Source organism: Priestia sp. TSO9 (assembly GCF_021029645.1).
Lineage (GTDB): Bacteria > Bacillota > Bacilli > Bacillales > Bacillaceae_H > Priestia > Priestia megaterium_E.
This window is the reverse complement of the sequence record NZ_JAJEKD010000009.1, coordinates 397,470-411,785: the sequence shown is the minus strand read 5'-3', so window position 1 is coordinate 411,785 and position 14,316 is coordinate 397,470. Positions and strand designations below refer to the sequence as shown.

Below are 14,316 nucleotides of genomic sequence, written 5' to 3'. Positions count from 1 at the left end.
TAGCTTAATTAACTATTTTTTGATTAATATATTTTTTTAAGAAACGGGAGCTAAAAGGAAAAAAAAGCATTAACCAGCACCATATATAGTCAAAAGGAGCAGCCATATAAACTTTTTTTTGTTTTTTTCGGGAGATTGCCGTCAATTTTCCAATAACTTGTTCTCTCGTTACAGGCTCATCACAGCAAAGATTAGTATCTCCTTTAAATATATAGTGCAGCTGCTCTTTCTTGTATCTTGTTTTAATTAATCGATGAGCAATCAATTGCCCGCTTTTCGTATGAAAGAGACCAATATCACCTTTTTTTAAAACAGATGCTTTTTCAAAGGTACAAAGGTCATTTTGACGAATGCAAGGGTACATGCTGAACCCCTCAGAAGGAAAATGGACATACCCTTTTTTTTCTATAACACTCTTCAGCAATAGTATGCTTTCTTGGTTAATCGACATGGTCAATTAATCCATATTTTATTAATTCAGATAGAAAGCTTTCCATATCTTCAAACGAAAGCTCGTCTTCTATTTGATAATCCGCTTGCAAAGATTTAATAAGTGAAGGAATGGTACAAGGGTTTTCGAGTAAAGACCAGCAACAACCTCCCAATTCGTTAATTTTTGTTACCGTATATGCTTCCGTGTTTAAAATCACCCATTCACTGTCAAGTTGAACGGCCTCCATATCTTGATTTCGAATAAACTGTTTCATTAGGATATCAACTCCCAAAACGTATTATTTTTTTGAAAGTAAAGATCATATACAGGTACATAATCTAATACCTCTTTTATCATTTGAACAATTTTCTTTGTTTCTTCGTGGTCTTTATTCCAATAAAAGACTTTATCCATTATTTGAAGTAAAGCACTTGCTTTTCCCAACTTTGTTCTCTCGTTGTTTAAAGCTTGATGCAACAGCTGAATACTTGCTAATGGAATAGTTCCTTTAATAGATGGAGCTGAGAGCTCACTCCGAAACGGAGAATTAAACACAGTAATTTGATTTTCTTCTACCTTTACAAGAGTTGCTTCATCAGAAAGAATGGGTCTTGGAGCGGACAATTGTGCACAAGTTGATTTTCCTGCTCCGGATTGGCCAGCAAATAAATGGGCCTTTCCTTTTTCAGTTGCACATGAGGAATGAATAAGCAGCCCCCAGTTGTGATAAACAATATAAGAACTATAAAAATTCATAAGCGCATGCTTTAAAGCTAATTCATCATAAATTTGAATTTGAGCCTTTCCCTCGCTCAAGTTTGCTTGAATTCTATAATCAGCCCTTTGAAAAGATATAGTATCTACCTTTTGTTCGACTTCTACTTGATAGTCTACAAAAGGAACTCCGTATCCATCTTCTATTCTTATAACCATATCTGGACGTTCAATTTCAGCAAAAAAAGGGTCGTAGTTTTTTTGAATTAAATTTAAAATCTGAAATGAATGACAAACAATTAAAGCTTGATGCTCTCCAATTCTCATTGTAACTTTTTCCATAATATGCTCCTTCAATTTTTAAATAGAGAAAAACAAGTAAATGTTAGGCATCTCTACAATCATCTATATGTAGCATTCAACATTGATTTAAAAATAATAGATTTTGTTAAGATGCCTAACAAGTGGGTTTAGAGCCTCTTCGTATATCCTTTTTTATGGTCTATTTGGATTGTTTGGTGGGAAATTAACACCTCCATTACCATGTCCAGGGTGGTCTTGGTTACCTTGTCCAGGATTCCAGCTTTGAGCAGTTTCAAATCTAATAGGCTGATGATCCATAACCATTGGGCGCTTAGATGATACGCCTGGTTGTTTTTTTGTCATTTTCATAATGTAGTCCTCCTTTCAATTCGTCATATTATTCAGATTATATATAATAATTTGAGGGTTCTTTTATAACTCCTTGATCTCGAGAATTAAAGAAGTTACTATACCCCAACTCTCAGAAGCAAAGTGATAAGGTTTCCCCTCAACTATTAACCTAGTAACTAGAAAAACACTTCACAAAAAGTAATTTGTTTCACATGAATTTCACGCTTCTACACATTCTTTTTTAAATTTTTATATGTCCTTTAGACAAGGGGATAGAAGACAGTTGTGACACTACTCACTTTCCTTTCATACTTCATAATAATGTTCATTATAAAGAACAAAATTATGAAAGATATCCCTGACTAGTCATTTAAACCTATGAAACCTGGGCTTATAATACTTAATAACTAGTTGTTTTCTATTATAAAGAACAAAACAAAAATAGTAAACCTTTATTAAGAACAAAAAGATATAAATTTTTACAAAATTCGTACCTTTATTAAGAACATCACTTATTTTTATTTTATTTATCTTTGTTTATTATTGGAATAGAAGCAAATTTATGTGGTAGATGAGTAAAAGTAGTAAACCGTCGTATATGTATCTAGCATATATAATAATTTATACACTATTGTTAAATAGTGGTTTACGAGTTCCCTTAATGAGGTATATATTGGGTACTATGAAGTCGTAAAGAGGTGTGGGATACTTGTCATTATTTTTAAAGTGGAAGCAAAAGAAGCATGAAAAAGAAGCAGAGCGTGTTCTTGAGGAATCAATCTCAAAAAGAAAAGACTACTGGAACACAATTGGACATGTAGACGGAGACGTATTAACTCATTTGTTAAATCCCATGTTTTTTGGCGGGCCTGCTTGGCCATCTGGACGTCAAACATTTATTCGTGTTCAAAAAACAGAGACGGTTATTCTCGCAAGCGACGGCTTGTCCGATCCGTTTCAATCCCCCGAAGAAAAGAGCCGAAAGCAAGGAAAAGGCTTAGAATTCTATATCGAATGCGATGATGAATCTCTGCGCGGACCTGTATCTGATATCCAGGATCACTGGGCATTTGACCTTCTTTATCAAATGAGTCAAAATGCTGCCGCTCATCCTAATATGCTAGAACTATTCATAAAGCACGATATTCTTTCAATTGAATTTACTGATTTGGACGTACCGTCTCATTTTGTAAATGAAAATGGAGAAATTGGTGTATTGCTAGGCGTTCAGTCTCCTTCTGTTTCAGCTAGCCTCTCTTTACCTTACGAATCTATTAAACTGATTAGCATGAAGCTTCTTACACCAAACGAATTAGAGTATGTACGCGAACAAGGAGCGCAAGGACGCAGACAGCTTGCTGAAACATTTCAGCTGTCAAAAAGTTATCATATTACCATGACTAAAAGAGAATCTCTTATTTAGAAGAGGTTCTTTTTTTATTTTTGCTATTGAAATAGAGCCCTGTAGAATATACTCCTTATTTACATGTAACTCAAGTTCACATACTTTTTTAAAGCTGCTTTTCATATGAGCGTACTATTTTTGATTCATGGTATATTTTGCTATAGTAAAAAAGAAGATATAAAAAAGGAGATGGACGTTAGACATGGCAGAAAAAGTACAGATTGGAAAATCCGAATTATATGTTAATCCTATTGGACTTGGAACAAACGCTGTAGGAGGACATAACTTATATCCTAACCTAAACGAAGAAGTCGGCAAAGACCTTGTTCATAAGGCGCTAGATAATGGCATAAACCTCCTTGATACAGCGTTCATTTATGGTCCAAAACGTTCTGAAGAACTAATTGGCGAAGTGCTAAAAGAACGTGGAAATCGTGAAGAAGCGGTTATCGCCACAAAAGGAGCACATAAAATTGTTGGAGATGAGGTACTGCTAGACAACTCTCCTGCGTTTTTAAAACAGTCAGTTGAAGATAGCTTAAAACGCCTTCAAACAGATTATATCGATTTGTATTATATTCATTTCCCAGACAAAAACACACCAAAAGACGAAGCGGTTGGTGCGTTAAAAGAATTAAAAGATGAAGGTAAGATCCGTTCTATTGGCGTATCAAACTTCTCGTTAGATCAGTTAAAAGAAGCAAATAAAGATGGTTATGTAGACGTGGTGCAAGGCCAATATAACTTAATTCAGCGAGAAGCAGAAAACGATATTTTACCTTATACGGCTGCAAACCGCATTTCATTTATTCCGTACTTCCCGCTAGCTGCTGGTTTACTTGCTGGGAAATACGATAAAAACACAAAGTTTAATGACCTGCGCGAAGATATGCCTCATTTTATCGGGGAAGCATTTCAGCAAAACCTAGAAAAAGTAGAGCGTCTTCGTCAAATCTCTAGCGCAAAAGGCGTAGAAGTAGCTCATCTTGTTCTGGCTTGGTACTTAACGCGTGATTCAATTGATGTGTTAATTCCAGGGGCAAAACGCGCTGAACAAGTACTTGATAACTTAAAAACATTAGATGTTCAGCTCACTTCTTCCGAAATTAAAGACATTGATCATATTTTTAAATAATATAAAAAGAGCTTTGCCATAGGTAAAGCTCTTTTTTCTATACAATTCCGCTGACTAATAGAACAAAAGCCGTAAAGAAGAAGCCCATCTGTACAAAGCTTGTTACGTATTCTTTTGTTTCTTGTTTATATTTCCATTCATCTATGCTTTTCAGCAAAATATGCATGCCTAAAAACCACCAAGTCACGATATAAGGCTCCACCACCATAAAAATCACATCGAGTACTAGAAAAAGAACAAAAGCTACCATGACATATTTGTCCCAACGTTCTAAAGCTAGACTTTCATACTCGTATTTGCCCCAAAATTTGCTGCGAGGTATATGAAGCACTTTTCTTAAAATTAAATCTACTACGACCGCTGCTGCTACTAGCATAATCAGTATATACATCGGCATCCCCCTTCCTTTTTATGGTATCATTTCAGCTCGTTTCTGTTAAGGTCTCAGCTACAAAGTGCTTAAACTGCTTTATTTCTTCTGTTTCGCCTTTTGTTACGATATACGTGTGTGAAGAAGGCCGGATAATTTTTTGCTGTGAAATTACGCTTAACGTTTGATTTTCAACTTCCTTTTTCACCATAGAAAATGGCAAATAAGATACGCCTAAACCTTCTTCAATAAAGCGCTTTGTAATTTCTACTTGCGTCACAGGAAGCAGCTGAATGTGACGATAACAAGACTTGATTTGAAGGAGCAAATCTTCCCAATAAACAGGATGATTATTCGTAAGCAGCCGGTAGGAAGATAACAGCTCCTGTTCCGTACGTGTCCCTGCAGAAAACGGGGCAACTAAGACTGCTTTTTCTTTATGAATTAACTCATAAAAAACGTCTGCCTGACCCGGAAGCATCCTTGTTAATCCAATATCTGACCTTCTGTCGCTGATGTCTTTTCCCACTTGAAACGAATTTGTGATATTAACCGTGACTTCAATATGGGGATATCTCTCTACAAATTGTTTGATTAGACTCGGCAAAACAGATGCTGCTATTTGAGGAGCAGCGGATATAGTCAGTTTTCGGTTATATCCTTGCTTCCATAACTTAAAATTCCCTACTCCTTCTTCATATGCTCTCACCATTTTTTGAGCATGAGGCAAAAAAAAGCGTCCTGCCTCAGTCAGCGTAATATATTTACCTTTTTTTTCAAAAAGCTCAGCGCCTAGCTCTTGCTGCAGTCGCTGAATATGCTTTGATACAGCAGGCTGTGTTAAAAATAAATCTTCAGACGCTTGCCTGAAATTTTCATAAGAAGCCGCTATGATGAATGTTTTTAACCATTTGATCTCCATTTTCTTCTCTCCATCTCTTTCTATTCATAACAAACTGGAATCAATACTGCCTATTTTTGTTTATTTTCTTTTCTACCAAACTTCTATACGATATATGTATCTCAATATTACCAAATAAAGGAGCTGTAAAAATGAAAAATAATGTGAAAGAAAAATTTAATGCTCATGCTTCTCAGTATGATGAGCAGCGCCGCAAACTCATTCCTTGTTTTTTTGATTTTTATTCTATTCCCGTTTCGCTTCTTCACTTTTCGAAAAAGCCGCTTCGCATACTTGATATCGGAGCAGGTACAGGCTTGTTTTCTTCTTTTGTTAAAGAAAAGTATCCGGATGCGCATTTCACGTTGATTGACGTCTCAGATCAAATGCTTGAAAAAGCAAAGGAGCGCTTTAAAAATGAACAGCATATGGAATTTATCGTATCAGATATAACAAGCTACGAATTTGAGCACTCATTCGACATTGTGATTTCTTCACTTGCTATTCATCATTTAGAAGACAAACAAAAACAAAAGCTGTATGAACAAATTCATAATTTACTGCATACAGGAGGAATATTTATTAATGCAGATCAAGTATTAGGCCATTCTTCTATTATTGAAGAGTTATATAAAAAAGACTGGAGCGAACGAATTGCCGCAAGCGGATTAACTCATGAGCAACTTGAGGCTGCTCATGAACGTACGAAGTTAGATAAAATGGCAACCCTACATGATCAGTTAAATTGGCTAACAGCAAGCGGGTTCAGCACAGTGGATTGCATTTATAAATTTTTTAATTTTGTTATAATGTATGCTCAAAAATAACGGTTTAAAAACTACTTGTCTCTTTGCAAGTAGTTTTTTTACTTTTTTCCTCCCTATATTCGAATAAGAATATTTATCTATTTCCGCAAAACTACGCATACTTCTTTTCCAGTTTCGTATATCTAATAATAGCTTCGTTCTCCTGAACTTTTGAATTTTTTGTACACAAAACCCATATAAAGTATTTTTATACTATTTTATGTCTTTTTATGGTATAAAAAATACAACTATGTTACAATATGATTACAAAATAATCTGTATAACGCTTTCATTTCTTTACACGAAAATGAAGAACTGGAAAGGATGTGCTGCTTATGTAAATATAAATCCGCTAGATTAGTAAACTTATATTAGTAAAATTATGCAAAACATCAAGAAAAACTTAGTTATTCTTATTATTATAAATTCCCGCTAGTAAAGTCTTTCTACTTAATGATTTCCTTATTAAGCGCATACATACAGGTATAGAAAATGCAGCTATTCGTCTTTTATTTTATTAGTGAAGAATTTATAGCACTGCCGCACCATACGTTTTTCATTAATGCAGCCTAAGGAGGCGCAGCACATGGCAAATAGAATATCAAGAACAACAATCGTACTCATAGCGGCTATTCTAGCTCTAGCCTGCTTGTTTGTAGGGGTTCCAAAAACAGAAGCTGCTTCAACACCATCTCATTTAATTATCATTAACAAAGCAACAAATAAACTCGCTTATTACCAAAATGGTTCACTGGTCCGAACGTTTTCAGTCGCAACAGGGCGCACGCAGTCTCTTACACCAGAAGGGCATTTCAAAGTAGTGAATAAAATTGTCAATCGCCCTTATTACTCAGGGAACATTCCTGGTGGAGATCCTAGAAACCCTCTTGGCAATCGCTGGCTAGGTCTAAATGCGAGAGGTACATACGGCACGACGTATGCTATTCACGGAAATAATAATCCTGCTTCCATTGGCAAATATGTAAGCAGCGGATGCGTTCGTATGTACGATGAAGAAGTGGCATGGTTATTTAGTAAAGTGACCGTCGGTACACCAGTTGTGATTACAACTTCTTCTAAATCGTTTAACGACATTGCAGCAGCAAACGGATACAATGTTTCTGGAAACTCAGGTTCTACTCCAGCTCCTTCTACAGGAACTGTTTTAAAGAAAGGCAGTAAAGGAAATGCAGTTAAAGAACTTCAGCAGAAGCTAACTTCACTTGGCTATAACACAAAAGGTACGGACGGTGTGTTCGGTGCCAATACAGATTCAGCTGTTCGTAAGTTCCAAAAAGACCACGGCTTAACCGCTGACGGCATTGTTGGTCCATCAACATATAAAGCTTTAGGAAGTTCAGGAACGAAACCGAACCCGACGACACCAACAAACCCAACAAATCCAAAGCCAACAAATCCACCAGCAGATACAGCAATTAACACAAAACAAACGCTTAAAAAAGGAAGCAAAGGCAGCAATGTTCAAGCTCTTCAAAAGAAATTAACGTCGCTTGGCTATGATACAAAAGGCACGGATGGTATCTTCGGTGCCAATACAGAAGCTGCTGTGCGTAAGTTTCAAAAAGACAATAAGCTAGCAGTTGACGGCGTTGCCGGACCTAATACTTTAACTGCTATTTCTAAACGCTAATAGAGCCTGAAATCAGGCTCTGTTTTTTTATTTATAAACCTCTTTTTACATTGACTCCTTAATGAACCATTACGCCGTCTTTCTTTTCTATCACATACTTAATCAACTGATAAACGTTTCTCATAAGAATTTGCTGCTGATAGATATCATTTTTGGCAGGAATTACGTTTTCTATCAGTCTGCTATATTTGTAGGCTTGATCGTCTTCTTTTTGTTTATAAAGAGCGAGCCAGTCATTACGGGATCTTTCAAGCAGCTGTTCGTTGAAATAGGAATAAACGACGGTTGCAAACTCACCCGCCAATTCTTGAATAACCTGCTGTCGGTCGGTGACGGAATGATAGGTACTTGACCACCCAGACGGCTGGCTTAGAAAATGCTCGTAGACAGATGAAATAAAAGCGGACGCAATGACTGGCACCGGCCCTTCATGCTCTCCTAAGGAAATGTTCAAACATGTTTCTCTATCCATATAAGGAATGTTCAGCGACTCCATCGCTTCATAAAAAGCCTGAGAGACAGTCAAGTTTAAATAAATAGGATGCAGCTCTTGCTGCTTTTTTCTCGGTTCTGATACTAAAGCTGCCTTTAAGTCTTTATACAGAAAGTGACTCTCTTTGGATTCCTCGTGTACACATTCTAAAATAGACGTATTCCCTACTGTTAAATAGTAGTGAAGCTGCTTTTTCATAAGAGGTGAAACGCTTTTAAGCGCATAATCTATCATTTTAGCCATGGCATGTTTTTTAGCATAATCCGTACGGCAGCTTGGAGAGTTAAGCAAATCTCCGTGTGTAACACAAACGTTTACCTTAGCACCGTGACCATGTACGATGAGCTGTTGAAGAAATTGAATATTTAATTCTTTAAGCCCATGATGTACGTATAAAATAGAAGCTGCTTGTTTAAAAGAATCGTGGATGGCGCTCCTATATTCAAAACACGCATGCTCGCAAATCGCTACTCCTTTTTTAAAAGAAAAAGGGCCGCAAACTTCAATTCTACGAAACAATGGATAAATAAGACGTCCGTTATTTTCTTCTTCTTCATTTGTTAGCGGACCAAAGGAAGACAGCTCTTTTGCTGTGAGACGACAGGATATTGGCCAGTCGTCTTCTCCTACTTCCCACGTTCCTTCCTTGTATTCTTTCAACCGTGATTCGATTGCAAGAAGCATTTGCTCGGTGATTTTCCTACATTCAAGCCGCTTGTGCCATCCCTCTGCAAAATCTCTTCCTTCTTGATCAACAGCGTCTTTTACTATTTCACTTTCTCGTTTAATTGCATCTACAAATTGTTTGAATGAACTATTTTCGTCGCTCATTCTTAAAGGAACATCATCATTAAAATAACGGGCTTTGTATGGGATATCTCCCAAAAGAGCGCGCAGATTAAAAGAGGAATCTCCGTGTAACAACTCAAAGACCAAGTCATAATCCGTGCCTCCTTCAGCATACACTTCAGCGCTTCTTAGTAGGATATTCTCCAATTTCTTTTGCACTTCACTTCGCGTAAAAAAATAGACAGCAGCTTCATAGTGTTGGGAATCCTTCACCTTATACGTAGCAGAATAAGCGCCTTTACTGCCTATTCTTAGAAAATCACATTCCTTTTTTATACCAAGAAGCTGGCGGATTAAAGCTGTTTTGCCGCTTCCTTGTTCTCCGATTACATGAATGTACTCATACTCGCTGTCAATTTGTTCGCTCGTCCTTTTTTCAATATCGTTATAAAAAGCGTTCACTACTCGTTCATCATATCTTGCTTTTGCTCTTCCTTTTGCAGTACTTGTCCAAAAATCCTGCACTCTCAGCAGTTCATTCATCTCTTCAACCAGAATGTCAATTTCATCGTGTTGCTCTGTATACATAAACCGTTTAACAAACGGGTGCGATCTTCCTCTTTCATCTTTTTTAAACGGATGCTGAAACATAATTGACCAGCCTTTTCGCATAGGAGATTGACAGGCTTTTGCACGAAAAACTTTCATTCATTTCCCCTTCTTTCCCTAACATTGTCCTATTTGAAATGTATGGCTTTTAAAGGGGGGATATGTCTATGATTTTCCTCTTTTTAGAAGGATTTTTCCTTCATTTATCGAAGTAATTAATTGAGGTGATGGGAGAATGTTGACAAAAATTGTGAAATGCAGCATACCGACTGATAAAAAAGCATCTTTTTCATATACGCAACAGCATTGGGCTGCTCTTGCACACGTGAATGGTTTCATTGGCCAACTAGGGGGTTGGAACGTGGAAGATGAAACAGATGCTTGTATTTTAGCTCTGTGGGAAGATGGAAAAACTTATCAAGAATTCATGAAGCATACTCATGATTCTATTTTTTATAAAAGCAAGCAGGATCAAACATATACAAGTTTGGACGTTTCCACATCAGATCCGTCCTACTTCATAGGAGCACGCTACAATTATTATCGAAGCAGCGCCATTGAAAGCCGTTATTTAGTAAAGACGGAAATTGAAGTCGATTTTTACGACAAAGAAGATATCCATGAGATGGTAAAAAGCTTGATAAATCCTTCTTATCGCTGTTTATCTCACGTCGTATCACCAATCGAGCATAGCAAGCTTGTCATTTTTTCATTATACGGATCTGCTTGTCCGCAAAAAACAATTGATACCTTCGTTCATCCAAATGTACTGAACGCGTCTCAATACATATATCAATTAGAGAAAAATTGGAACGTTCTTTCCAATTAAAAAATAGAAGCCTAGGCCCGACGCCAAAGCTTCTATTTTTTTATGATATGAACATCTTGATTTTGTACGGTAATGACTTCCTCCGTCATTCCTACAAACAAACCGCTTTCTACTACGCCTGGAATCCTTATCAACTGTTTTTCCAACTCAGCAGGATTTTCAATTTCCGAAAAATGGCAGTCTAGAATGTAATTTCCGTTATCGGTGATAAACGGCGTATGATCATCTAAAAGCCTAAGCTGCGGTACACAACCTGCACTGCGAATATGCTTCGCCGTCATTTCCCAGCCAAAACGTATAACTTCAACAGGAAGAGGAAAAGCTCCTAGCGTCTTCACTATTTTTTTAGAATCCGCAATCACGATAAACCGCTTCGCTGCGTACGCAATCATTTTTTCTCGAAGCAGCGCGCCTCCTCCTCCTTTAATTAAAGAAAGTTCGCTATCCACTTCATCTGCTCCGTCAATTGCTATATCAATATATTCAACATCTGCTAAGGTAACAATGGGAATACCTAGTTTCCTTGCTAGCTCTTCTGTTTTTTGAGAAGTAGGCACCGCTTTGATGTTTAATCCATTTTTTACTCGTTCACCTAGTTTTACAATTGTATAATAAGCTGTTGAACCTGTCCCTAGCCCTACAATCATTCCATCTTCAACAAATTGTGCTGCTTTTTCACCAACTGCTTGTTTTTCAATCATACAAAGGCCTCCTTACTCATATTGTACCCGTTTACATAAAAAAGCAAAAGCATTATGAACCCTTACGTAAAAACTCAGCTGACTATTCAGCTGAGTTTTTTTGAAACTGTGTATTTAGAAGAATTTTCTCTACCCAATACTGCTGTTTTGTACTGTTTGTCTGTTCGCTGCTTTTTAGTTCAAACGTATAGTAAATATACTTGTCTGAATAATCATCATTCACATAAGCATGATAAATGCTATGTTTTCCATCTCTTGTTTGTTTTTTCACATAAATCGTTGCGTTTTTACCTTTTAACATGTAATCAGGCTGAAACGCATCCATTTTATTTTGAGCTGCTTTGCTTTTTTTCTTAGAAAATAAAGCCGTTATTTTCCCAGCATTGTATGAATCATTTTCCTTCGTTGATGCTGTCCATACTTCACTTTCATCTTCACTGCTTTTATAAGAAGATTTATGAATAACATACTGAAGCGGAAACCACATTCTATATTGATTGGTATCCGAAGTAAATAATTCAAATCCATTGTCTGTTTGTTCATGATCGACCAAAAACGTACTCGTAAACTTATCTGCCTGCGCTTCACTTTTAAATTTCCCGCTTTGAAACAGCCAAATTCCTACGGCAATGACCAATGCTCCAGCTACTGATGCGGCTTTTTTTCGATCCATTGTTTCCACACACCTTTTAATACCCCTTTAACTTTTGATAATACCATATTGACGTTTATATCGTCATAAGGAGAAATAACCAAAGGATTATAAGAGCGCACATGCTAATTTAACTAGAGAAAATAAACTTTTTTACAATAGTAAATTTGATAACAGACGCTGAGCTAACAGGCGGTTAGCCTCACCGGGCTCTATCGTATACGTTAGTAGTTCTTGCCCACAAAATGATTAGACCGAATTCATCCACATACATTGTGCAAAAAATGTACTCAATAAAAAAGAAGTGCTGTATGCACTTCTTTTAAGAGTTAATCTTTAGTCTGCTGTTCCATTGCTTCTCCAATGGCTTTTTTTAAATGTCCGTCATGCTTATCAAGCAGTCGATGCACCTCATCACCTTCTGTAGAAGTAAGAAGCGCAAGGATGGCGGCTTTTGGCGTTTTATAGGTTTGTAAAATTTCCGCTGCCTCTTCTGATGAGACGCCTGTTAGTTCCGCAATAATATTTTTAGCACGCTGTACGAGTTTATCGTTAGTCGGCTGTACGTCTACCATTAGATTGCTATAGACTTTACCAATTTGAATCATAGAAGCGGTCGTCAGCATATTAAGAACAAGCTTTTGAGCAGTTCCTGCTTTCATTCTGGTTGAACCTGTCACAACTTCCGGCCCTGATTCTGCTACTATTGCATATTTTGCTTCTTGTTCCATAGGTGATTGAGGAGAATTGACAACGCAGCCCGTTACTGTCCCCAGGCTGTTTGCATACGCAAGCGCTGAGAGTGTATACGGAGTTCTTCCACTTGCAGCTATACCTACAAGAATATCTTTATTTGATAAATTAATTGCTTTCAAATCTTCTATCGCTTGTTTTTTATTATCTTCTGCTCCTTCTAACGCATGCCGGAGCGCTTTGTCTCCTCCGGCTATGATCCCAATTACTTGTTCGGCAGGTGTACCGAATGTTGGTACACACTCAGATGCATCTAATACACCTAGCCGCCCGCTTGTACCTGCTCCGATATAAATAAGACGTCCGCCTTGTTTAAAAGCACTGACAATTTCATCTACTAACAGAGCAATAACAGGCAGCACCTTATTGATTGCCTGAGGCACTTGATGATCTTCTTCATTAATTTTTTTTACAATTTCCAGACTTGATAATTCATCAATGTTTAAGGTTTGCGGATTGCGTTTTTCTGTTAAGATATGATTTAAGTTCACTGTGATCCCCTGCCTTTTCCACCATCATTTTTTCTCTATTTATACTCGTTCATGAACAGCTGATAAGCTCCTTTAGCAGATGATACTTGCTGTGTTGCCCACTGGATATGCTTTATTTCTTTTTCACATGCTTTTTTATAAACATCAAACACTTCTGGAATTTCCGTTAAAATGCTGCCTTTGCAGGCCAGTAAGCAGCTCCCTTCAAAGCGCTGTTTCTTATATAAATGAAGAGTCATGTTTGCAAGGTTCTTTCCAGCCTGTTGAAGAATGTCACTAGCTTCTTGTTTATGATTTCTCGCTTGATTTACAACAAGCGGAGTGAGTGAAGCAACTTCTGATTTAGGAGATGAATAGACAAACTTTTTTATATCGTGTATGGTATCTGCTTTTACATGTTGCAAGATTGTCTGACTAAGGCTGCTGTAAGGAAGGCTTTGATCATGCTCTTTCGTCAGCAATATCAGTGCTTGAAGACCAATCCAATATCCGCTTCCTTCATCTCCAAGAAGATGTCCCCACCCTCCTCCGTATTCGTACACTCCGTCTTTTTTCCCAATGCTGACGGCTCCAGTTCCTGCAATGGTTAAAATCCCGTCTTTTCCATGCAGTAGTGCTTCATGTGCAATCATGGCGTCATCATATAAACCTACTTCTACCTGATAACGATCGTAAAAATATCTTTTTATTTCTTCTTTAGATAATGCTTTACTTCCAGCAAGCCCTAGTGAAATGCCTTTACATGTATGACCAGCAAGCGCAGTTTTGCACGCCGTAATACATTCATCAATATGAGTAATAGCCGTATCGTAATGAATAAGCAAATTTCCATAGCCACTTTTTGAAGCAGCGAGCTCTTGACCGTCTAAGCTGTACGCAGCGCCTTCTGTTTTTGTTCCCCCGCCGTCGATACCAATAATATAGTCCATT

Annotated in this window: 16 protein-coding genes; 5 read left to right on the top strand and 11 right to left on the bottom strand. The window is 37.3% G+C overall.

The genetic code is table 11. From position 1 onward, the window contains the following. Positions 1-4: 4 nt before the first annotated feature. The 4 genes from LJC66_RS04880 to LJC66_RS04865 form a co-directional block, all read right to left on the bottom strand. Positions 5-364, bottom strand: coding sequence for a S24/S26 family peptidase (locus LJC66_RS04880; protein ID WP_230931918.1), 360 nt, complete (start codon positions 362-364; stop codon positions 5-7). A 76-nt stretch (positions 365-440) separates the two neighbouring features. Beyond that, positions 441-707: a PqqD family protein gene (locus LJC66_RS04875; RefSeq protein ID WP_214985200.1), complete on the bottom strand. Its 267-nt coding sequence runs from the start codon at positions 705-707 to the stop codon at positions 441-443. Next, entirely contained in the window at positions 707-1,489 is a 783-nt protein-coding gene (locus LJC66_RS04870; RefSeq protein ID WP_230931917.1) for a hypothetical protein, read from the bottom strand. The genes LJC66_RS04875 and LJC66_RS04870 overlap by 1 nt, the downstream gene beginning before the upstream one ends. A gap of 153 nt (positions 1,490-1,642) precedes the next feature. Beyond that, positions 1,643-1,813, bottom strand: a complete 171-nt coding sequence (locus tag LJC66_RS04865) for a hypothetical protein (RefSeq protein ID WP_160297360.1) — start codon at positions 1,811-1,813, stop codon at positions 1,643-1,645. Positions 1,814-2,510: 697 nt separating this feature from the next. On the opposite strand from LJC66_RS04865, the gene LJC66_RS04860 reads away from it, so the two are divergent. Further along, positions 2,511-3,224, top strand: coding sequence for a suppressor of fused domain protein (locus LJC66_RS04860; protein WP_230931916.1), 714 nt, complete (start codon positions 2,511-2,513; stop codon positions 3,222-3,224). A 184-nt stretch (positions 3,225-3,408) separates the two neighbouring features. Beyond that, positions 3,409-4,341, top strand: coding sequence for an aldo/keto reductase (locus tag LJC66_RS04855; protein WP_025749635.1), 933 nt, complete (start codon positions 3,409-3,411; stop codon positions 4,339-4,341). Positions 4,342-4,378: 37 nt separating this feature from the next. On the opposite strand, the gene LJC66_RS04850 is transcribed toward LJC66_RS04855, so the two are convergent. After that, a complete protein-coding gene (locus tag LJC66_RS04850; RefSeq protein ID WP_230931915.1) occupies positions 4,379-4,732 on the bottom strand; it encodes a DUF4181 domain-containing protein in 354 nt (117 codons plus the stop codon). A 31-nt stretch (positions 4,733-4,763) separates the two neighbouring features. After that, complete coding sequence (locus tag LJC66_RS04845) at positions 4,764-5,633, bottom strand: LysR family transcriptional regulator (RefSeq protein WP_230931914.1); 870 nt, start codon at positions 5,631-5,633, stop codon at positions 4,764-4,766. A gap of 131 nt (positions 5,634-5,764) precedes the next feature. On the opposite strand from LJC66_RS04845, the gene LJC66_RS04840 reads away from it, so the two are divergent. Further along, positions 5,765-6,439 carry a class I SAM-dependent methyltransferase gene (locus LJC66_RS04840; protein WP_230931913.1) on the top strand — a complete coding sequence of 225 codons (675 nt, stop codon included), beginning with the start codon at positions 5,765-5,767 and terminating at the stop codon, positions 6,437-6,439. A gap of 565 nt (positions 6,440-7,004) precedes the next feature. After that, the gene (locus LJC66_RS27910) at positions 7,005-8,069 is read left to right on the top strand and encodes a L,D-transpeptidase family protein (RefSeq protein ID WP_115653197.1); all 1,065 of its coding nucleotides are present in this window, start codon (positions 7,005-7,007) and stop codon (positions 8,067-8,069) included. 58 nt (positions 8,070-8,127) lie between these two features. Here LJC66_RS27910 and LJC66_RS04825 read toward each other — a convergent pair whose 3' ends face one another. Then, positions 8,128-10,059 (bottom strand): hypothetical protein, encoded by a 1,932-nt coding sequence (locus LJC66_RS04825; RefSeq protein ID WP_230931912.1) that lies wholly within the window; start codon positions 10,057-10,059, stop codon positions 8,128-8,130. A gap of 136 nt (positions 10,060-10,195) precedes the next feature. On the opposite strand from LJC66_RS04825, the gene LJC66_RS04820 reads away from it, so the two are divergent. Beyond that, entirely contained in the window at positions 10,196-10,789 is a 594-nt protein-coding gene (locus tag LJC66_RS04820) for a YdbC family protein (protein ID WP_050688399.1), read from the top strand. 32 nt (positions 10,790-10,821) lie between these two features. On the opposite strand, the gene rpiA is transcribed toward LJC66_RS04820, so the two are convergent. The 4 genes from rpiA to LJC66_RS04800 form a co-directional block, all read right to left on the bottom strand. After that, positions 10,822-11,490 (bottom strand): ribose-5-phosphate isomerase RpiA, encoded by a 669-nt coding sequence (rpiA, locus tag LJC66_RS04815; protein ID WP_013055734.1) that lies wholly within the window; start codon positions 11,488-11,490, stop codon positions 10,822-10,824. Positions 11,491-11,572: 82 nt separating this feature from the next. Continuing rightward, positions 11,573-12,163: a hypothetical protein gene (locus LJC66_RS04810; RefSeq protein ID WP_098600133.1), complete on the bottom strand. Its 591-nt coding sequence runs from the start codon at positions 12,161-12,163 to the stop codon at positions 11,573-11,575. Between the two features lie 308 nt (positions 12,164-12,471). Continuing rightward, the gene (gene murQ, locus LJC66_RS04805) at positions 12,472-13,386 is read right to left on the bottom strand and encodes an N-acetylmuramic acid 6-phosphate etherase (RefSeq protein WP_230931911.1); all 915 of its coding nucleotides are present in this window, start codon (positions 13,384-13,386) and stop codon (positions 12,472-12,474) included. 35 nt (positions 13,387-13,421) lie between these two features. Then, entirely contained in the window at positions 13,422-14,315 is an 894-nt protein-coding gene (locus tag LJC66_RS04800; protein ID WP_230931910.1) for a BadF/BadG/BcrA/BcrD ATPase family protein, read from the bottom strand. Position 14,316 lies beyond the last annotated feature (1 nt).

What these genes read in the sequence shown, in the direction of transcription:
- LJC66_RS04880 (WP_230931918.1), bottom strand. Translation starts at nt 364, where the DNA reads ATGTACCCTTGCATTCGTCAAAATGACCTTTGTACCTTTGAAAAAGCA.
- LJC66_RS04875 (WP_214985200.1), bottom strand. Translation starts at nt 707, where the DNA reads ATGAAACAGTTTATTCGAAATCAAGATATGGAGGCCGTTCAACTTGAC.
- LJC66_RS04870 (WP_230931917.1), bottom strand. Translation starts at nt 1,489, where the DNA reads ATGGAAAAAGTTACAATGAGAATTGGAGAGCATCAAGCTTTAATTGTT.
- LJC66_RS04865 (WP_160297360.1), bottom strand. Translation starts at nt 1,813, where the DNA reads ATGACAAAAAAACAACCAGGCGTATCATCTAAGCGCCCAATGGTTATG.
- LJC66_RS04855 (WP_025749635.1), top strand. Translation starts at nt 3,409, where the DNA reads ATGGCAGAAAAAGTACAGATTGGAAAATCCGAATTATATGTTAATCCT.
- LJC66_RS04850 (WP_230931915.1), bottom strand. Translation starts at nt 4,732, where the DNA reads ATGTATATACTGATTATGCTAGTAGCAGCAGCGGTCGTAGTAGATTTA.
- LJC66_RS04845 (WP_230931914.1), bottom strand. Translation starts at nt 5,633, where the DNA reads ATGGAGATCAAATGGTTAAAAACATTCATCATAGCGGCTTCTTATGAA.
- LJC66_RS04840 (WP_230931913.1), top strand. Translation starts at nt 5,765, where the DNA reads ATGAAAAATAATGTGAAAGAAAAATTTAATGCTCATGCTTCTCAGTAT.
- LJC66_RS27910 (WP_115653197.1), top strand. Translation starts at nt 7,005, where the DNA reads ATGGCAAATAGAATATCAAGAACAACAATCGTACTCATAGCGGCTATT.
- LJC66_RS04825 (WP_230931912.1), bottom strand. Translation starts at nt 10,059, where the DNA reads ATGAAAGTTTTTCGTGCAAAAGCCTGTCAATCTCCTATGCGAAAAGGC.
- LJC66_RS04820 (WP_050688399.1), top strand. Translation starts at nt 10,196, where the DNA reads ATGTTGACAAAAATTGTGAAATGCAGCATACCGACTGATAAAAAAGCA.
- rpiA (WP_013055734.1), bottom strand. Translation starts at nt 11,490, where the DNA reads ATGATTGAAAAACAAGCAGTTGGTGAAAAAGCAGCACAATTTGTTGAA.
- LJC66_RS04810 (WP_098600133.1), bottom strand. Translation starts at nt 12,163, where the DNA reads ATGGATCGAAAAAAAGCCGCATCAGTAGCTGGAGCATTGGTCATTGCC.
- LJC66_RS04800 (WP_230931910.1), bottom strand. Translation starts at nt 14,315, where the DNA reads ATGGACTATATTATTGGTATCGACGGCGGGGGAACAAAAACAGAAGGC.